Annotated in this window: 15 protein-coding genes; 4 read left to right on the top strand and 11 right to left on the bottom strand. The window is 68.7% G+C overall.

Features of this window, described 5'->3' with window-relative positions; translation table 11 throughout:
• Positions 1-178: 178 nt before the first annotated feature.
• Together F4X11_24480 and F4X11_24475 are read right to left on the bottom strand one after the other, a co-directional pair.
• On the bottom strand, positions 179-1,513 hold the full coding sequence (locus F4X11_24480; GenBank protein MYN68135.1) for a radical SAM protein: 1,335 nt from the start codon (positions 1,511-1,513) through the stop codon (positions 179-181).
• Positions 1,510-2,946: a sodium:solute symporter family protein gene (locus F4X11_24475; protein ID MYN68134.1), complete on the bottom strand. Its 1,437-nt coding sequence runs from the start codon at positions 2,944-2,946 to the stop codon at positions 1,510-1,512. The genes F4X11_24480 and F4X11_24475 overlap by 4 nt, the downstream gene beginning before the upstream one ends.
• A gap of 22 nt (positions 2,947-2,968) precedes the next feature.
• Between F4X11_24475 and F4X11_24470 the strand changes: the two genes are divergently transcribed.
• Complete coding sequence (locus tag F4X11_24470; protein ID MYN68133.1) at positions 2,969-3,688, top strand: hypothetical protein; 720 nt, start codon at positions 2,969-2,971, stop codon at positions 3,686-3,688.
• Between the two features lie 3 nt (positions 3,689-3,691).
• On the opposite strand, the gene F4X11_24465 is transcribed toward F4X11_24470, so the two are convergent.
• The gene (locus F4X11_24465; GenBank protein MYN68132.1) at positions 3,692-4,666 is read right to left on the bottom strand and encodes a YvcK family protein; all 975 of its coding nucleotides are present in this window, start codon (positions 4,664-4,666) and stop codon (positions 3,692-3,694) included.
• 1,434 nt (positions 4,667-6,100) lie between these two features.
• Between F4X11_24465 and F4X11_24460 the strand changes: the two genes are divergently transcribed.
• Positions 6,101-7,369 carry an alpha/beta fold hydrolase gene (locus F4X11_24460; GenBank protein ID MYN68131.1) on the top strand — a complete coding sequence of 423 codons (1,269 nt, stop codon included), beginning with the start codon at positions 6,101-6,103 and terminating at the stop codon, positions 7,367-7,369.
• A gap of 21 nt (positions 7,370-7,390) precedes the next feature.
• Here F4X11_24460 and F4X11_24455 read toward each other — a convergent pair whose 3' ends face one another.
• From F4X11_24455 to F4X11_24445, 3 genes are all read right to left on the bottom strand, one after another.
• The gene (locus F4X11_24455; protein ID MYN68130.1) at positions 7,391-8,101 is read right to left on the bottom strand and encodes a DUF72 domain-containing protein; all 711 of its coding nucleotides are present in this window, start codon (positions 8,099-8,101) and stop codon (positions 7,391-7,393) included.
• Positions 8,102-8,178: 77 nt separating this feature from the next.
• On the bottom strand, positions 8,179-8,424 hold the full coding sequence (locus tag F4X11_24450) for a hypothetical protein (GenBank protein MYN68129.1): 246 nt from the start codon (positions 8,422-8,424) through the stop codon (positions 8,179-8,181).
• Between the two features lie 389 nt (positions 8,425-8,813).
• Positions 8,814-9,377, bottom strand: a complete 564-nt coding sequence (locus tag F4X11_24445; GenBank protein MYN68128.1) for a TlpA family protein disulfide reductase — start codon at positions 9,375-9,377, stop codon at positions 8,814-8,816.
• Here F4X11_24445 and F4X11_24440 point away from each other — a divergent pair.
• Positions 9,151-12,864, top strand: coding sequence for a hypothetical protein (locus F4X11_24440; GenBank protein ID MYN68127.1), 3,714 nt, complete (start codon positions 9,151-9,153; stop codon positions 12,862-12,864). The two genes, F4X11_24445 and F4X11_24440, sit on opposite strands and share 227 nt — an antisense overlap.
• Before the next feature lie 6 nt (positions 12,865-12,870).
• On the opposite strand, the gene F4X11_24435 is transcribed toward F4X11_24440, so the two are convergent.
• From F4X11_24435 to F4X11_24420, 4 genes are all read right to left on the bottom strand, one after another.
• Positions 12,871-14,457: a tetratricopeptide repeat protein gene (locus F4X11_24435; GenBank protein MYN68126.1), complete on the bottom strand. Its 1,587-nt coding sequence runs from the start codon at positions 14,455-14,457 to the stop codon at positions 12,871-12,873.
• Between the two features lie 97 nt (positions 14,458-14,554).
• On the bottom strand, positions 14,555-15,031 hold the full coding sequence (locus F4X11_24430; GenBank protein ID MYN68125.1) for an NADH-quinone oxidoreductase subunit I: 477 nt from the start codon (positions 15,029-15,031) through the stop codon (positions 14,555-14,557).
• Positions 15,032-15,568 carry an NADH-quinone oxidoreductase subunit B gene (locus F4X11_24425; GenBank protein ID MYN68124.1) on the bottom strand — a complete coding sequence of 179 codons (537 nt, stop codon included), beginning with the start codon at positions 15,566-15,568 and terminating at the stop codon, positions 15,032-15,034.
• Positions 15,569-15,620: 52 nt separating this feature from the next.
• The gene (locus F4X11_24420; protein MYN68123.1) at positions 15,621-15,884 is read right to left on the bottom strand and encodes a ferredoxin family protein; all 264 of its coding nucleotides are present in this window, start codon (positions 15,882-15,884) and stop codon (positions 15,621-15,623) included.
• 149 nt (positions 15,885-16,033) lie between these two features.
• Here F4X11_24420 and lipA point away from each other — a divergent pair, with 149 nt between their 5' ends.
• Positions 16,034-16,963, top strand: coding sequence for a lipoyl synthase (gene lipA, locus F4X11_24415; protein ID MYN68122.1), 930 nt, complete (start codon positions 16,034-16,036; stop codon positions 16,961-16,963).
• Positions 16,964-16,996: 33 nt separating this feature from the next.
• Here the strand turns inward: lipA and lpdA are convergent, their stop codons facing one another.
• Complete coding sequence (gene lpdA, locus F4X11_24410) at positions 16,997-18,430, bottom strand: dihydrolipoyl dehydrogenase (protein MYN68121.1); 1,434 nt, start codon at positions 18,428-18,430, stop codon at positions 16,997-16,999.
• Positions 18,431-18,529: the final 99 nt, after the last annotated feature.

Raw genomic sequence — 18,529 nt, 5'->3', positions numbered from 1 at the left:
CCCACTCCATGACCCTGCGCCGCGGCACTTCGCTGCGCTGCGTTCTGCGGCGCAGACTCCTAGCCCGCAGCCGGCGTCACGCCGTCCGCGGTAGCGCCCACGGCTATAGCCCTCGGCAGAGCAGCGAGGATCCACGCCGGTATCAGACCAGGGCCACCTGCCCGGTCGTGGGCTCGACTCAGCAGTACCACGGCTCGTTCAGGTATGAAACCTCGGCCCTCCGCCTCGCCGCCCTCGAATACGCAGGTGGCGGGACGCGTCCTTCGTGTGCGCACGACAGCACGGCGTTGAACACGTCGCGCCGGGAAGCAGTGAGGCGCCGGCCGACCAGAGCCGTCACGTCGTCGGCCATCCGGTCGACGCGGGGATCGGGATGCCGCCACGGGTAGACCAGGAGCTCGCGATCGAACGGACCGATCCACCCGCGGAGGTCCTCCAGCTCGAGCAGCCCGGATCCGGCCGTCACGAGCAGCCGCAGCGCAAGCTGGATCGGGGCGACCTGCTCGACCAGATCGAGCGCTTCGATCTCGGCCAGCATCCGGCGGTAGCCGTCGAGGGTGGTCCACGGCGTGAAGGCCACGAAGGTCGGCGTCAGGGTCAGTCCGGCCGTGCGGCAGAGCGCCGCGGCGCGGGCGACGTCGTCGCGCGTGTGGCCCTTTTCCAGACGGCGCAGGATCGAGTCGTCGAACGACTCGACGGCGCTGGTGACGAAGAGGCAGCCGGTCTCGCGCAAGCGCGACAGCAGGTCGGCATGGGCGACCAGGTGTTCCACCTTGATCGTGACGTCGTAGGTGAGACCGGGAAACCGTCGTGCAATCCCCTCGACCACCCGCATGGCGTGCCCGACGCCGTTGAAGAAGTCCGGATCGCCGAACGTGACGTGCTCCGCTCCCTGCTCCACCTGCGCCGCCACGTCGGCGATCACCACGTCCGGGCTCACGACGCGGAATCGGCCGCCGTAGACCGGGACGACCGGGCAGTGGCGGCAGGCGTGCTTGCAGCCACGGCTCGCCTCCGTATAGCCGGCAATCTTCCGGACCGCGCCCTGCTGCAGCGTCGCGTAGCGATCGAGCGGCGGCAACCCCGCGCGCCAGGGCGGCATCAGCTCCAGCCGCGGGAGACCGGACGCCGGGACGAAACCGGCTCCGCCGGTCGAGACCTCGGTTGCCAGGCGGACCAGATCGGCCTCGAACTCGCCGCCGAGCACGTGATCGACACCGATCGAGCGGAGGAACTCGCCGTTGAGGGGCGCGTAGAGGCCGTAGGCGCACAGACGGGCGCCCGGATTGAGTCGTCGGACGCGCTCCATCACCGGGATCGCGAGCCTCGTCGCGGTGTGCATGGGCAGGTGGAACGCCACGAGGCCGGCCTCTGCCACGCCGGCGTCGAACGGCTCGCGCGACAGGTCGAGGCAGGCGACGTCCATCCCCGCGCGGCGCAGCCAGGCCGCAGGCGACGCAAGGCCGAACGGCTGGCGGCCCAGCTCGTAGGTGGCGACGAGAGCGACTCTCATGGCCCGGCGGGTCGCAACTCGACCTCCGCGGCGGTGGGAGGCGGGGTCGCGAGACTGACGACCACGAGGGTCGCGATGGACAGAGCGAGCGCCGGGTAGGCGGTCTGCCAACCGAAGAGGTACTCCGGATTCCCGTCGACGGCACGCGCCAGGCCGACGATCTCCCAGACGAGCGTCGTGAGCATGCCGGCCAGGATGGACGCGACGCCCCCCGCCCGCGTCGCCCGCTTCCACAGCAGCGCGCCGAGGAGCGCGGGCGTGATGCCGGCCCCGTACATCGTGTAGGCCCAGAGCGCCATCGCGAGAATGGTCGGGAAGAAACTTCCGGCGACATAACCGAGAGCGCCGACCGCGACCACGATGAGGCGCGTGTAGAGCACCACCTGCCGATCCGTGACGGCGGGGTTGACGAAGCGCTGATAGACGTCGCGGATCAGGTTCGTCGACGGCGTCAGCAGGAAGCTGTTCGCGGTGGAGACGACGATCGCCGCGGCGCCGCAGACCAACAGCACGCCGAGCACCGGCGGCAGCGCGTCGGTGGCGACGCGGATGACTATCTCCTCCGATTCCGCCACACCGAGTCCGCCGAGGGACAGGCTGCCGAAGATGCCGATCGAATCGATCAGGGTCTCGACGACGATCGTGCCGGCGATCCAGCCGACGACGGCCAGGCGCGCCGCGCGCTCGTCCCGCGCCGAAAAGAACTTCTGGTACATGTTGGCTTCGCCGAGCAGCAGGAACATCGTCGGCAGAAACAGAGCGAACGCCGCCTGCGCGCCCATGTCCCCGAACAGCGACACCTGGTGCGGCTCCAGGGCCGCGAGCGAAGCCGAGAGGCCTCCCGCGTCGCCGATCAGGAACGCGACGCCGAACATCACCGCAACGGTCATCACCAGGCCGTTGCCGACGTCCAGGTAGGCGATCGACAGCATGCCGGCGAGCGACGTGAAGAGGATGCAGAACACGGCCGTGATCAGGGCGCCGGTATCCGGATCGACCCCGGCCACCAGAGCCAGCAGGCGACCGCCGCCGCGGAACTGGTACGCCGCGATGGTGGCGTAGGCCAGCACGGTGGTCAGCGTCCCGAGCACGCGCGCGGCCGGCCCGTAGCGCAGCTCGAGGATGTCGGGCACCGTGTACTGCGCGATGCGGCGCACGCGCGGGGCGATGAAATAGACGAGGGCGATGCCCACCCACGCGCCGGCCGACTGCCACAGCGCGGAGAAGCCGGAACGATAGCCCAGCCCGGCCCCGCCGAACAGACTGCCGGAGCCGATCCAGGTGGCGAGCAGCGTGAAGACGAGCACGCGCGCCGGCAGCCGCCGCCCGGCGACCAGGAAATCGTCGCCGGTCCGGACGCGGCGACTGCGCCAGGCGCCGACCAGCACCAGCACCGACATGTAGACGATGACCGCCGTCAGCATGCCGGCCATTGTGGATCATAATGAGCGGTCGATGGCGCTCGACGAATACCGGCGCAAGCGGGACTTCAGTCGGACGCCGGAACCGGAGGGCGCCGCGGCCCGCCGGAACCGACGGCGGCAGGCGACCGCGAACGGTCCGGACGGCTACTTCTGCGTCCAGAAACACCTCGCCAGCCATCTCCACTACGACCTGCGGCTCGAGCACGACGGCGTCCTGCTCTCGTGGGCCGTACCCAAGGGTCCGTCGCTGCAACCGGCCGACAAGCGGATGGCGGTGCGGACCGAGGACCATCCGTACGAGTACGGAAGCTTCGAGGGCGTCATCCCGGAGGGCTACGGGGCCGGCATCGTGATGCTGTGGGACCACGGCGCCTGGAAGCCGGAGGTCGACGACGTGGGCGCCGCCCTGGAGAAGGGCGACCTGAAGTTCTCGCTCGACGGCTACAAGCTCAAGGGCTCCTGGGCGCTGGTGCGCACCCGAGACCGCGCCGGAACCGCGCCGCGGCAGCGCGGCCGCAACTGGCTGCTCATCAAGCACGCCGACTTCTGGTCGGGGCCGATCGACATCACGGCGGTCGCGCCCCTCAGCGTGAAGAGCGAGGGAGACTTCGACGACATCCTGGCCGCGGACATGCCGGAGCTCTGGATCACCGGCCGTCCGGCAACGGCCGCCGGCAACGGCCGCGCCGCCGCCCTGACCCGTGAGGTCATCGAGCGGGCCGCGAGGAAGATCCTCGCCCGCCGGGGTTGACGGCTATTGCAGGAGCCGTTGCGCCAGGACGCTCCAGACGGCGTAGGCGAGGCGCCGGCGCGAATGACGGGCGATCTGGCGCTGGGAGAAGTGACCGGTGACCAGCTCGCACGCCGCGGGAATGTCGCCGACGGGCAGCAGCTCCTTGTGCTCCTTCGCGTACCGGGCGAGCACGTCCGGCGGCGGTGTGGCGTTGTTGGCGATGGCGACGTCCACGGGCCGGCCGATCGCGTCTCCGACGCGGCGCACCGCCTCGCCCACCGAGAAACCGTGCATTCCCCGTCCCTCGGTCAGGATGTTCGTGACGAGCACGATGGGCCCCGCGGTCGCGCGAACCGCTTCCGCCACGCCCCGGACCAGGAGGATCGGCATCAGGCTGGTGTAGAAGCTTCCCGGCCCGATCACCACGGCGTCGAACCCGCGGATGGCCTCCGAAGCTGCTCCGTGCACGTTCGGCTCCGGATCGAGCCAGATCCGCCTGATTCGCCGCCCATCGGTCTGCTCGCGGTCCACGCCGACCTCGCTGACCGCGCGCGAGCCGTCCTCGTACTCCGCGTAGAGGGTCGACTGCTCCACGCTGACCGGCAGGACGCGGCCGTTGCAGTCGAGCAGCGTCCGCAAGCCGTCCACGGCGGCGAGAAAATCGCCGCTGTACTGCTCCATCATCGAGAGGAGCAGGTTGCCGCCGGTATGCCCGCGAAGCCGGCCGTTCTCCAGGGCCGGCAGGCGCGAGAGAAGCAGGCGCCGGGCTTCGCCCTCGTTCCTGGCGAGCGCGAGCGCGCACTTCAGCACGTCGCCGGGAGGCAGCACGCCGAGCTCGTCGCGAAGCTGACCCGAGCTGCCGCCGCTGTCGAACATCGTGACGACGGCGTTCACCCGCAGCCACGGGTTCTGCTTGAGGCCGCCGAGCAGGCTGGGCAGCCCGGTTCCGCCGCCGAAGCACCCGACATTGACTTCCCGCAGCCGCACGCGGCGCATTATGCCACACACCCCGCCGGAGCCCGCCCGGCAACGAACGCCGCCCGGCCGCGCGACGGGATTCGGCAAAATTCGTCCCTGCACGAAACTTCGTGTCGTGTCGATAAGCCCTATGTCCCCTCGCCGACCATCGAGACATGCAACCGACCACTGTCCGCCGCGTCGCTCTCTCCCTGGGTGCTCCGGCCTTCTGCCTGCTGGCGCTGCTCAACGTGGGCGGCTACCGCTATGGCGTTTCCGACCAGGCCTTCTACATTCCCATCGTCCTGCAGAACCTCGAGCCGGGCCTCTTTCCGCACGATGCGGCGCTGCTCGCCGTCCAGAACCGGTTGCTCGCATTCGACGACTGGTTCGCGCCCCTCGTCAGGCTGAGCGGCCAGAGTCTGCCGGTCGCATTCTTCGCCGCCTACCTGGCGGGGCTGGCTCTGCTCTACGCCGCGTGCGTGGTCCTGGGACGTTCGCTGTATCGGACCTGGTGGGGCGTTGCCGCGCTCGCCGCGGCTCTGACGCTGCGCCATCGGATTCCGGACACGGCCGTCAACTCGATCGAGGCGTTCCTGCATCCCCGGCAACTCGGCTTCGCCGTCGGGCTGCTGGCGGTGGGCCTCTTCCTTCGCGGCCACATGGTCGGCGCAGTGGCGGCCGTCGCCGGCGCCTGCCTGTTCCATCCGACGACCGCGCTGTGGTTCGTGATGCTGGTCGGCGTGGCCGGCCTGGTGGCCGACCCCGCGGCCCGCCGGCCGATCCTCATCGTGGTCGCCGCGCTGCTGCCGGTGACCGTCGTGCTCCTGGTCGGCGGGTTCCGCGAGCAACTCGACGTGATGAGCCCGGCCTGGAGCACGCTGCTGGAATCCAAGGACTATCTGCTGGCGACGCAGTGGCCGATGATGACCTGGTTCGCCAACCTGGGCCTGACGGCGATCATCGCCGCCGTCTACGACTATCGCCTGTCGCTCGGCGTGGCCACCCGTCGGGAGACGGGAATCGTCGCCGGCTGCCTGGTGCTTCTGGCGCTCTTTCTCGTCTCGGTTCCGCTGGCCTCCATCGGCGTGGCGCTCGTCGTCCAGTTGCAGTTCAGCCGGATCTTCTGGCTGCTCGACGTCGTTGCCATCGCCTACGCGGCGTGGCTCGTGGTCGAGAGCCCCCTGGCAGTTCGCGGGCACGGGCTCCTCCGGTCGACGGCCGCCCGTCTGCTCCAGCCGCGCGTGCGCCGCGCCGCCATCGTCCTGATCGTTCTCGCGTCCCTGGCGCGCGGAGGCTACGTGACGTTCGTCGAACGCGCCGACCACCCGCTGATCGAGATCGACCTGCCGGCGTCGGAGTGGACCGACGTGATGCGATGGGCCGGCGAACGCCCCGTGGGCACCAACTTCCTGACCGATCCGGGGCACGCCTGGCGCTACGGATCGAGCGTCCGGGCGGCCGCCAGTCGCGATGTCTACCTCGAATCGGTCAAGGACATCGGCATCGCCATATATTCGAGAGCCATCGCCGCACGCATCAGCAGCCGCATCGCCGAGCTCGGCGACTTCGCAGCGCTCGAGGCGGCCCATGCGCGCTGGCTCGCCAAACGCCACGACCTCGATTACCTCATCACGGAGCACGCCATCGACCTGCCGCTGGTGCACCGGAACGATCGGTTCGCGGTGTACGATCTGCGCGACGACGCCCGGATGGCGCGGCGCGATTCCCGGAGCGACGGGGATTGAACCGGCGCGCATGAACGTGGATATCCCTCGTGCGTTCCTACCGGCCCGCGGTCTCGACGGCGGGCACAGGATGACCCTCTACACGTGGGCCAGACCGCGGCACTTTCCGCGGTTGCCGGCGCCGGTGCGGCGCTACTTCGACGTCGCCCCGGACGCACGCGTGCTGGCGCACTGTCACTGGCAGCGGTCGCCGTCGGCGCGGCCCACGCTGCTGGCGCTGCACGGTCTCGAGGGCTCGAGCAACGCGCACTACATGCGCGGGCTGGCGGACAAGGCGTTCACCGCCGGCCTCAACGTGGTGCTGCTCAACCAGCGCAACTGCGGGGATACCGAGCATCTGTCGCAAGGCCTCTACCACTCCGGACTCTCGTCCGATCCCGCCGCGGTCATTCGCGAGCTGACCGAGGTGGACCGCCTGCCGGCCATCGCCGTGGTGGGGTACTCCCTGGGCGGCAACCTCGGGCTGCGGCTGGCCGGCACGGCGCCCCCGCCCGCCCTGCGCGCGGTCTGCGCCATCTCGCCGACCATGGATCTGGGACGGTGCGTGGACGCGCTCGAGCGACGGCCGAACGCCATCTATCAGTGGAACTTCGTGCGCAACCTGAAGCGCCGCATGCGGCGAAAGGCGAACGTCCTGCCCGGCGCGTTCAACCTCGGCGCGCTCGACCGAATCCGCACCGTCCGCGAGTTCGACGATGCGTTCACGGCGCCGCACCACGGGTTCCGGGACGCCGCGGACTACTACCACCGGGCCAGCAGCCTGCGGGTCGTCGACCGCATCGCGGCGCCGACGCTGATCATCAGCGCCGAGGACGACCCCTTCGTGCCTCCCGAGCAGTTTCGGGACCCGGCGGCGGCCGCGAATCCGAACCTCACCACTGCCATCACGCGCCACGGCGGGCACTGCGGCTACTACGCGGATCCGACCCCCGGCTTCGACGGGTACTGGGCCGAACGGACGGCGATCGACTTCGCGCGCCGCCATCTCCGCTGACGCCGGGTCTCGCACCCGCGCTCAGCCCGGAGCCAGGCGTTCGAGCAGACGCTTCGCGAAGTCGGGTCCCGCCCCGCGCTCCTCGTGCTTGAAGTAGACGTAGACCTCTTGACAATCACCGGTGCTGCCGGTGATCGTCTCGGCCCACCGGGCGAGGTCGGCGTCGCCGTACCCCTGGTCACGCAGCCTGAAATAGCCGTGCCGGGCGGTCACGTGAATCGGCGTCCGCAGTCGCTCACTGTCGGCGATGCACAGCGCCGCCCCGTGCGCGGCCAGAAGCTCCGTGACCGCCGGGTCGTGCCACGAGGCGTGCCTGAACTCGAAGGCCGCGCGGGCGTCCGGCGGCAGAGTGTCGAGGAATCGCGCGAGCACGTCGACGTTCTTGCGGAACCACGGGGGAAGCTGGAACAGCAGCGCCCCGCGCTTGTCGCCGAGGGTCGCCGCGGCGCCGCAGAATGCGCGCGTGATCTCGGCGCAGTCGGCCAACCGCGCCTCGTGCGTGATGCGGCGCGGCGCCTTGAGCGTAAAGCGGAAGCCGGCCGGCGTCACGGCCGACCAGCCCGCGAGTAGCCGCTGGGTCGGCAGGCGATAGAACGTGTAGTTGATCTCGACCGTGTCCAGCCGCTCCGCGTAGTACGGGAGCATCTTTTTCTGCGGAAACTTCTCCGGGTAGAAGGAGCCCTTCCACTCGGGGTAGTTGTAGCCGGAGGTACCGACCCGGTAGCGAGGCATTCGGGGAAGGGCCGGCCGGCCGCGGGCGCTCCTTCGGGCGCGACAGACTTCGCGCCGCTGCGTTCTGCGGCCAGGCTCTAGTCGAGGTCGAAATCTCGCGCCGGCCGGGAGACCGGCTCGGCGCGCGCCTGCTTCAGCGCCTCGTCGAAGCGCTTCGACAGCGCATCGCTACGCCCTTTCTCATCGGCGACCGAGCGTTCGAAGATCGCCTCCCGGCGCGCGGCGGCGGCGGCCAGAATGCGCTGCGCGTCACCGAGTTCCGGTACGTCCTCGCGCGGGGGCTGGCGATGCGAGATCAGACGCCGCAGCTTGGCGTCGACCACCAGAATCGCGCCGCAACAAGGACAACCGAACTCGAACTCGGAGGAGAGCTGCGACATCGGGCTCAACGGCAGGCGCTCCGCGGCGACTCGCCTAACCTTCCTCTTCGTAGTCGCCCTCGATGGGCGGAATCAGCCTGGTCGGCGGGCGGAGCGCTTCGCGGTGGTCGTAGACCGGCAAACCGCCCACGTGGACGGGGACCCGGCACGCCGGCCCCTTGCGGTCGATCACCACGGTCACCGGACTGCCCTCGACACCATCACGAAAGCTGACACGGCACCCGCACGCAAGCCGAGCGTGCTCGAATCCTTTGAGCATACGGAATGATACTACAGCCGCGCGGAATTCCCGGCCGGAACCGCGTCCGGCACGCCGCGCCGTCGGCCGTCCGCTACAGCAACGCCTCGATGTCTCGCTGAAACGCTTCGCGCGTGGCGATGCCCATGTGCGTACGGCACAGGGTACCGTCCCGATCGATGAAAAAAGTGACCGGCAAGCCCCAGATCGGCCCGTACGCTTCCTGGTGAAAATCCTCCCGCCCGAGCCCCACCAGCATCGGGTAGTTGACCTGGAACTGGGCGGCGAAGGGCCTGATCTGCTCGGGAGTGTCGTCCACGGAGAGTCCGAGCACGACGAGCCCGTCGTCCCTGTACCGGCGCTGGAACTCGACGAACCAGGGAATCTCGATCTTGCAGGGACCGCACCAGGTGGCCCAGAAGTTCAAGAGTATGACATTGCCCTTGAGCTCCGCCAGGTTCACCGCGTTGCCGTCGATGTCGCGTAGCGTGAAGTCGAGCGGCGCGGGCTTGGCGTCGGCGTCGCAGCGTCCCTCCTGGGTCGTGCCGCGCTCGAAGGGCGCAAACGAGAGCAACGGGGCGCTGCGCACCGCCGGCAGCGTCAGGAACGCGAGGGCGAACGCCGCACCGATTGCTACGATCCACCGCCTGGCTGTCATATCCTCTCCTGCTGAATCGGCGCCCTGCCCGTCCCGGGACCGCGTCCGGCCTTCACGGGCGGGTAAGCGACGGCGCCACCCGTCGCCCACCTCCAGATTAACGCCTGCGACGGGTGAATCTCAAGGGACCCGGCGAACCCGCTTCCGCGCGCAGTGTCCCCCTGCGAGTGCGCCGGCGTCACCGGCAGGCGACAGTCTCGTCCGCCCCCCCGCGCGCAAGAGCGGCACGCGCCTTGCTTCCGAAGATTCCTGCAATTGCCGGCGGCCGGACCAGGGGATAAGATGGCTGAAGGTGCTGTCCATCGGCCAAGCCACCCGGCCCGCCGGCCGCCGTGAGGTTCACATGATCCGCAACCACCCCGAACGCCAATCCCGACGGTGGATGACCGCGCTGGTCGCGCTGCTCATCGCGGCGATCGCCGCGCCGGCCGCCGCTCAGCAGTTTGCGCCGTACTACGGCAAGAACCGCGTCAAGTGGGACAAGTTCGACTGGCACATCTATACGACGGACCACTTCGACATCTACTACTACCCGGAGCTCGAGGAGCACCTCGAGCGCGTGGCCGCCTACGCCGAGAGCGCGTACCAGCAGCTCAGCGCCGACCTGCGTCACGATCTGGCGTTCAGCGTCCCCCTCGTGGTCTTCAAGACGCACAGCGAGTTCGAGCAGCAGAACATCTTCCCCGGCGCCAGCCCGGAAGGGGTCGGGGCGTTCGCCGAGCCCTACCGCAACCGCATCGCGCTGCCCATCGACGAGCCGCCCGACGGACTCTACCGCCTCATCACGCACGAGCTGACCCACATCTTCGAGTTCGACATCATCCCGCGGTCCATGATCCGGCAGACGGTCCCGCTGTGGGTCGACGAAGGACTCGCCGAGTTCATGGCCGGCGTCTGGCGTCCGCTCGACCTGATGCAGGTCCGGGACGTGGCGGTCGCCGACATCGTGCCGTCCATGACGGAGTTCCAGGGCTACGGCGGCTTCGCGAGCGGACGCGTGGTCTACAACCTGGGCCACGCCGTCTTCGAGTTCATCGACGAGCGCTGGGGACTCGAAGGGATCCGGCAGTTCCTCTTCGCGCTCCGGCGCAATGCGATCGGCGGCGGCGAGGACCCCTACGAGGAAGCGTTCGACCTCGAGGCGGAGGAATGGGACGACGCGTTCAAGTCCTATCTCGACGACCGGTTCGAGGCGTTTCGCGACAAGGAGCGCCCGACCGACTACGGGCGCAATCTCGCTCCCGATCCCCTGCGGAGCCGCTATCCGGTGGTCTACTCGCTCGAGGCGTCTCCCTCGGGCGAGGTGATCGCGGCGATTGCGGTCAACCGGAAGGACCGGGAGGCCGACATCGTGCTGCTGTCGTCCCGGACGGGTGAGGTCATCCTGAACCTGACGGAGGGATTCGACCAGGAGTTCGGGTTCGACTACATCGCCCAGACTCCCCGCTGGAACACCGTGCCCTGGATGTCGTGGTCGCCGGACGGCGACCGAATCGCGTACATCGTGCGCCACGGCAAGGGCAAGGCGCTCGCTGTCCAGAACATCGTCACGCGCGAGATCGAGCGGCTGATCGATCTCGAGGTGGTCGACGAGCCGGAATCGCCCGACTTCTCGCCGGACGGCCGCTCGGTGGTCTTCGCCGCGCTGAACCGCGCCGTGGGCGACATCTACGAGATCGACCTGGAGACCGAGGAGATCACCAACCTGACGAACAGCGCGCTGGCCGACTACGCGCCGTTCTACTCGCCGGACGGCCGCTCGGTGGTCTATCTGGCGCGCGTCAGCGGCAACAACAAGCTGTTCCGGCTCGATCGGGAGACCGGACAGCGCCGGCAACTGACCTTCGGAACGCATGACGAAGCCGGCGGGCAGTTCATCGACGAGCGTACCATCGTGTTCGCCTCGACCGCGGTCGATCCGACGCAGCCGATCGACCCGGAGACGGCCCGCGACGGCGAGATCTTCAATCTCTGGACACTCGATCTCGAGAACGGCGCGCTGCACCAGCTCACGGACAATGCGACCGGCGTGGTCAATCCGGTCGTCCTCTCGCCGGATGAAGAATCCGACCTGCCACGCATCGGGTTCATCACCTATTTCAGGGCGGAGTACGGGCTGTACACCATCGAGTACGACGAGCCGCTCTATACGGCCGACGCCACCGATTTCGGCGGGCCGGGCCCGCTGATCGACTTCCAGGCGCCGCTGACCCACACCCTGAATCCCGCCAACTCGCGGCGCAAGGGCCGGTTCGAGAACATGTACATGCAGGGCCGGCCGAACTTCGGCGTCGGCCTGACCAATAGCGGCGACGTGCTCGGCGGCACGATGATCAGCTTTGCCGACGTGCTCGGCGACCAGGTGTTCAACATCCAGGCCTACTCCATCCAGACCTACCGCACCTACGGTGCGTCATACGTGAACCTGGCCGGCCGGCTGCAGTACGCCCTGCAGGGCATCTCGTCCGAGCAGTATTTCTACGGTCTCGGGGCGTACTTCGCTCCCAGCCTGGCTTTCCTGAGCCGCGACGACGCCATCGCCACGCGGCGGTCGAACGGCGGCAGCGCCATCGGCATCTATCCGCTCGACCGCTTCCGGCGGGTCGAGTTCTCCGCGGGCGTCTACAACTTCAACGAGACGTTCGCCAACGAGGCGCTGCAGGCGCAGTCGGACGCGTTTCAACAACAACAGTTCGGAACCACGCTCTTCCGCGACGGCTCGTTCATGCCGTTCGGCACCCGCTTCTTCCAGGAGACGACCGTCTTCCGGGAGTACGGCCCGGTCGCCGGCAACACGGTGATGGCCGGCTACGAGTACGCGCCCGGGTTCGGCGGGTTTCTGTCGCGCCAGACCGTCGATCTCGATGCCCGCTACTACCTGCGGGTCGCCGAGAACGGGGTCCTGGCGTTTCGCGGGCGCGCGTTCAACAGTTGGGGCGACTTCCCCGACTTCATCTTCTTCGGCGGCCAGTCCGAGATGCGCGGCTACGACTACCTGCACTTCCTCGGCCACAAGGCGTTCTTCGGCAACGTCGAGCTGCGCTTTCCCCTCGTCGAGGCGATGGCGACGCCCATCGGCATCCTGGGCGGCATCCGGGGCACCTTCTTCTTCAACATCGGCGCGGCGGCCATTGCCGGTCAGCCCTGGAACCTGTGGTCCACGGGCGACGAATGGGTGCGACCGATCACCGGCTACCGCGCGAACTACCTGGCGAACGTCGAGGGGCAGGCCTCGGAGCCGGTCTTCGGTCTGCCCGTCCCGATCAAGGGGTTCCGTCTCAACAACGCACGCGCCTCGTACGGCTTCGGTCTCACGACGTTCGCCATCGGTTTCCCCGTCCACATCGACTGGACATGGCCGACGCTCTTCAATCGGGAGTGGGAAGACACGGTTTTCGCGACCGAGGCGCAGTTCGCCGGCTTCCTGCGCGGCAGTGACTACTTCCGCAAGGTGCGCATGTCGATCTGGATAGGCTACGACTTCTAAGGGGCGCTAGATCTCGGAGAGTCGGAGAACGCTGTCCTGCAGGTCGAGGGCCACGCGGTAGTCGCCCAGGAACATGTGGCCGATGATGCCGCCGATGTGGAACCCGAGCAGGGCGCTCGGGCGGTGCAGATTGAGAACGACGACAGCGAGGTTGTCGAACCGGATGCGGTCGAATCCGAGGTTGACGCCGGGCAGCAGAAACGCGTCGTCGTCCCAGCCCGAGGTGCCGTAGACGCGCAACGGGATGTGGCGAACCGGCACCATCCCGAGGGCGTTGGCCGTGCTCAAGCTGATAGAGATGACCTCGCCGCCGGTATCGACGATGAAGCTCTTCTGGACCGATCCGTTCAATACACCCCGCACCAGCGCCAGACGATGGAAGCGCATCGGGAGCTCGACGTCCGCGGGCGGCCCGGGCGGCAGCTCGCGAGCCACCACCATGCGATGATGCTGGTAGTCGACGATGGCCGACATCCCCAGCGCAAGGGGCGAGAAGCTGTTCTCGCTGCGGGTTGCGGGCAGGCCGGTCAGCGGCGGGTTCTTGATGAGCGCGGGAACGTTCTCCACGCGCAGCGTGCCGATCTCGAGCGTATCCGCCCGCCCCAGCTCGAGCCCGCGCATGCCGACCCGGCCGACGCCGGCGCTCAGGGTGTTCGTGATCGGACGGACGCCGACGCGCTGCGCCGTCTCCTGCGACAGCACCATCTGCTCGGCGCCGGTGTCCACGACGAGATCGATCTCGTCACCGTTCACGCGCCCGCGAACGATTACCTTGTCGCGCTCGAGTCGGAACGGAATGGTGTGGGCCGTGTCCAACCCTTCCGGCGACACGTAGACGGGAATGCGTTCACCGAACGACCGCAGGAAGCGGATCTCGGATCGGGCCCATTCGATCTTCTGATCCATCCGCGTGCCGACCAGGTCTTCGACGTACGACTCGAACGCGTCGGCCGCCAGATCGTAACGCTGCATGCGGCGATGGACCGACCCGATGGAATGGTAGAACTCGCCGCGCGGGTCCCGGGCTACGGCCGCCTGCAGCTCGACGAGCCCTTCCTCCAGCCGGCCTCGCGCCGCGAGGCTGCGGCCGAGCCCATGGCGGGCCATGGCGCTGTCCGGGCTCCTCGCGAGAACCTCCTGGTACACCTGCTCGGCTTCCTCGAACAGACCGAACGCCCACAATGCGTCGGCGTACAGCGCCCGGTACTCCGGCTCGACGGGGTCGAGGCTGTAGAGGAAGTCGGCCTCCTGCTGCGCACGGGAGAACTCGGCGATGTGCAACAGCGACCTGAGCAGCCCGCTCGACGCACGCAGGAGCTGATCGTTCCGAGCCCCCTGTTTCGCGTTCTCGTAGGCGGACAGCGCCTCCCAGTAGCGCTGATCTCCATAGAGCAGTTCGGCAAGCTGGAGGCGCACCTCGCTGCGCGCGGAGTCGGTGGTCGACTCGGCGCCGATGAGGATGGGCGCCGCTACGCAGAAGGTCAGTGCAACGATGATTCCTCGGACCCGCATCAGCTCCTCCCGCACAAGAACCGCCCCGCGCCGCCTGCATCCGCCCCGCGGCTCGGACCAGCGAATGCAACTATGCCTCATCGCCCCGATCAAGACAAGATCGGCGTCATGAGGACCGCGTTCCGGCGCTCTTGCCGAGTCCGGGGATTCGGGGATCGAGAAACCGTCGCCGGTGGGACTACCGGGTGTAGTGCTCGATGGGAACGCCGTCGTACATCTCGTCGACGCGCAGGATCTGGGCGTTCCGGCTGTAGGTGCCCAGCTCGTAGTCCTCGCTCATGATGAGCGCCTTCACCGGCTTGGTCGGGCATACCTCCGCGCAGAGGCCACAGAAGGAGCAGCGCGACAGGTTGAAGTCGAAGAAGTCGAGCACCTTGATCTTGTGTCCCGGCTCCCGGTGCCCACCCAGATTGATCAGCTCGTCCGGGCAGACCTTGGCGCACTGATCGCACACGATGCAGGTCTGGGCGCCGGTCTCGGGCTCCACCTGCAGGCGCAGCACCCCCCTGAACCGGGGCGCCACCGGCCGGCGCTCCTCCGGATACTGAAACGTGAACGCCGGCTGCGGGGTGTACTTGAGCGTGACCCAGAGTCCCTTGAGCAGGTCCACCAGGAACACCGTCCGAAAGAACTTGGCCAGGAACAGCACGTCCACCTACCCCCGATCCTCGACGATGACAGGCTCGGTCTGCCCCGCCATGATCACCCGCTCCTTGCGGAGGATCGTGTTCTCCTTGCGAATCTTGTCCTGCAGCCGCATCAATCCGTAGAGGAGCGCTTCCGGACGGGGCGGACAGCCGGAGACGTAGACGTCGACCGGCACGATCTTGTCGACGCCCTGCAGCACGCTGTAGGTCGGAAACGGACCGCCCGCGTTCGAGCAGCTACCCATCGAGATGACCCACTTCGGCTCCGGCATCTGGTCGTACAGCCGCCGCAGCACGGGCGCCATCTTCTTCGTGACGGTACCCGCCACGATCATCAGGTCCGACTGGCGCGGCGATGCGCGAAACACCTCGGCGCCGAACCGGGCGATGTCGTAGCGCGACGTCGACGTGGCGATCATCTCGATCGCGCAGCAGGCGAGGCCGAACCCCATCGGCCAGAGCGAGGACTGCCGCGCCCAGTTCAGGACGCGATCGAGATTGGTCGTGATGAAGTTGTCTTCGAAGCGATGATCGATGAGACCCATCTGGATGGATTCCGCTGCCGGCCGCAAACCGGCCGGCGGCCATGGACGACCGCTACTTGCCCTCGTACCACTGGGCGTTGGTTTCGATGAAGCTCTCCCACTCGTCCGGCACCTCGTCGTTGGCGAAGATCGCCTCCACGGGGCACGCGGGCACGCACGCGCCGCAGTCGATGCACTCGTCCGGGTGAATGTAGAGCATCGTCTCGGCTTCGAACTCTTCCTCGTCCTTGCGCGGGTGGATGCAATCGACCGGACACACGTCGACGCAGGCAGTGTCCTTCGTCCCGACACACGGCTCACAGATCGAATAGGCCATTCATTTCCTCCGAACTACGCCAACCAGTTTCCCGCTCACAGAATACAGGCTGGCCCGCCTGGGATCAAGGCGAAGCGGGGCGACCATGGGCGGGCCCCGGCGCCCGCGGTGGACGCTGCCGACGGACCCGCGGTACCATCGGATTCGGCATGGCAGAGCCTGTTCCCGTCACGCTCGTACGCGGACGCCCACCACGGTTCGCAGAATCGCCGCGCGGCCCCAAGCCTCCCTGGCTCCGCGTCAAGGCGCCCGGCAGCCCCGGCTACCTGCGGCTCGAGCGGTTGACGCGCGGTCTCTCCCTGAACACGGTGTGCCGGGAGGCGAGCTGTCCGAACATCGGCGAGTGCTGGCAGCACGGCACGGCGACGTTCATGATCCTCGGCAGCGTCTGCACGCGATCCTGCGGCTACTGCAACGTGGTCCACGGCACGCCCGGCGCCGTGGACCGGACCGAGCCCGAGCGTCTGGCCGAGGCCGTGGCGGCCCTCGACCTCGAGTACGTGGTCGTCACGTCGGTCGACCGCGACGATCTGCCCGACGGCGGCGCCGCGGTGTTCGCCGATTCCATCCGCGCGATCCGGCGGCGGAAGCCGGACTGCCGCATAGAAGTGCTCATTCCCGATTTCTCGGGCCGCGCCCGCGATCTCGAGTGGGTGCTCGACGCGGGCCCGGACGTGCTCAACCACAACCTGGAAACCGTCGAGCGGCTCTACCGCAGCGCCCGGCCCGGCGGGCGCTACCGGCTGGCATTGCGACTGCTCGAGCATGCCCGCCGTCACCGCCCCGACACACCGACCAAGTCCGGGATCATGGTGGGCCTCGGCGAATCGCGCGGCGAGGTTCTGACGGCGCTGCGGGACCTGCGGGGCGCGGGCTGCGACATCCTCACCATCGGCCAGTACCTGCGGCCGTCCATTGCGCACCTGCCCGTGGCCCGCTACTACCACCCCGACGAGTTCGCCGACCTCAAGTCGCAGGCGCTCGGCCTCGGATTCGGGCACGTGGAGTCGGGACCGCTGGTGCGAAGCTCCTACCACGCGCACGAGCAGGCCGAAGCGTTCGACCGCTGCGCCTCGTAGCGCGACTCTGCGGGTGGAGAGCGGGAAAGGGAGTCAACGCCGCTTCGGACGGTAGACGTGCGTGCTGCGTCCGAAGAAGACCTCGGCGGCTTCGGCGAAGGTCTCCGACACGGTCGGGTGGGGATGAATGGCGCCGGCGAGGTCGGCCGCGGTCAGGCCCTTCTCCACGGCGACCACGCCTTCCGCGATCAGCTCTCCTGCCCCGGCGCCGACCAGTCCCACCCCGAGCACCCGGCCCGACTCGGGATCGAGCACCAGCTTGGTCGCGCCATCGGGCCGGTCCAGAGTGAGCGCCCGCCCCGAGGCGCCCCAGGGAAAGCGGGCCACCGTCACCGCGCGGCCGGACGCCGCGGCGGCGGCTTCGGTCAGCCCGCACCACGCCACCTCCGGATCGGTGAAGACGACCGCCGGCACCGCCCGCGGGGCGAACGAGGCCGCGTTGCCCGCAATCGTGTCGACCGCGACGCGGGCCTCGGCGAAGGCCTTGTGCGCGAGCATCGGTTCTCCCGCGACGTCGCCGATGGCGAAGATCGACTGCTCGGCGGTGCGCCGCTGCGCATCCACCCGGATGAACCCGCGGGCGTCGAGCTCCGCCCGCGTCCGCTCGACGAGACCGGGCACTTCCGAATTCGGCGACCGACCGACCGCCACCAGCACCTGGTCGAACCGCTCCGTCCGCACGGCGGCGCCGGCCGGTTCGAGCATCACTTCGATCCCGTCAGGGCAGGCGGCCAGCCCGTTCACGGCCGTCTTCAGGTGCACCGCGTGGACGGTGCCGGCGATCCGCCGCGCCAGCACCCGCACGAGATCCGGGTCCGCACCCGGCAGCAGGCTGTCGGTCAACTCGACGATCGTGACGGCCGATCCGAGGGCCGCGTAGACGGTCCCGAGCTCGAGTCCGATGTAGCCGCCCCCGACCACCAGCAGCGACCCCGGAACACCATCGAGATCGAGCGCGCGCGTCGAGTCGAGCACCCGGGGATCGTCGAGGGCCAGCGCCGCCGGACGGGTGGGGCGCGAGCCGGTCGCCACGATGGCGTGTTCGAACGCAATCGTCCGGACGCCGTCCGCCGCATCCTCGCCGGTCGGAGCGACGCGCAGCGCGTGCGCGTCCTCGAACGATGCGCGGCCCTGCACGAAGGCGACCTTCCGTTGCCTCGACAGCAAGGCCAGCCCGCCGGTCAGCTTCGCGACCACGTCGTCCTTCCAGGCCCGAAGTCGGGCGACGTCGATGGTCGGGTCGCCGAACGACACGCCCCAGGCGGCTGCGGCGCGCGCGTCGGTCACCACCCTCGCGGCGTGCAGCAGCGCCTTCGACGGCATGCAGCCGCGGTAGAGGCAGACGCCGCCGGGCCGCGGGGCCTCGTCGATCAGGGTGACGCGCAGTCCGAGGTCGGCCGCAAGAAAGGCCGCGGTGTAGCCGCCCGGACCGGCACCGATGACGGCAAGCTGCGTCTCTTCGGTCATCAGGCTCGTCTACACTAATTGTAGGAGGTCGGGGGAGATGATCAGAGCCGCCCTCGTCGCTGTCAGCCTCGCCGTCCTGTTCGCCGCCATCAGCTCCGC

It is taken from the genome of Acidobacteriota bacterium, assembly GCA_009861545.1.
GTDB lineage: Bacteria > Acidobacteriota > Vicinamibacteria > Vicinamibacterales > UBA8438 > WTFV01.
This window is presented reverse-complemented; position numbering and strand designations above follow the sequence as displayed.

Excerpts from the sequence above, each read along its gene's own strand:
- F4X11_24445 (MYN68128.1), bottom strand. The coding sequence starts at position 9,377 with ATGACAGCCAGGCGGTGGATCGTAGCAATCGGTGCGGCGTTCGCCCTC.
- F4X11_24420 (MYN68123.1), bottom strand. The coding sequence starts at position 15,884 with ATGGCCTATTCGATCTGTGAGCCGTGTGTCGGGACGAAGGACACTGCC.
- F4X11_24425 (MYN68124.1), bottom strand. The coding sequence starts at position 15,568 with ATGGGTCTCATCGATCATCGCTTCGAAGACAACTTCATCACGACCAAT.
- F4X11_24455 (MYN68130.1), bottom strand. The coding sequence starts at position 8,101 with ATGCCTCGCTACCGGGTCGGTACCTCCGGCTACAACTACCCCGAGTGG.
- lipA (MYN68122.1), top strand. The coding sequence starts at position 16,034 with ATGGCAGAGCCTGTTCCCGTCACGCTCGTACGCGGACGCCCACCACGG.
- F4X11_24475 (MYN68134.1), bottom strand. The coding sequence starts at position 2,946 with ATGGCCGGCATGCTGACGGCGGTCATCGTCTACATGTCGGTGCTGGTG.
- F4X11_24440 (MYN68127.1), top strand. The coding sequence starts at position 9,151 with ATGACATTGCCCTTGAGCTCCGCCAGGTTCACCGCGTTGCCGTCGATG.
- lpdA (MYN68121.1), bottom strand. The coding sequence starts at position 18,430 with ATGACCGAAGAGACGCAGCTTGCCGTCATCGGTGCCGGTCCGGGCGGC.
- F4X11_24435 (MYN68126.1), bottom strand. The coding sequence starts at position 14,457 with ATGAGGCATAGTTGCATTCGCTGGTCCGAGCCGCGGGGCGGATGCAGG.
- F4X11_24460 (MYN68131.1), top strand. The coding sequence starts at position 6,101 with ATGTCTACCTCGAATCGGTCAAGGACATCGGCATCGCCATATATTCGA.
- F4X11_24465 (MYN68132.1), bottom strand. The coding sequence starts at position 4,666 with ATGCGCCGCGTGCGGCTGCGGGAAGTCAATGTCGGGTGCTTCGGCGGC.
- F4X11_24480 (MYN68135.1), bottom strand. The coding sequence starts at position 1,513 with ATGAGAGTCGCTCTCGTCGCCACCTACGAGCTGGGCCGCCAGCCGTTC.
- F4X11_24470 (MYN68133.1), top strand. The coding sequence starts at position 2,969 with ATGGCGCTCGACGAATACCGGCGCAAGCGGGACTTCAGTCGGACGCCG.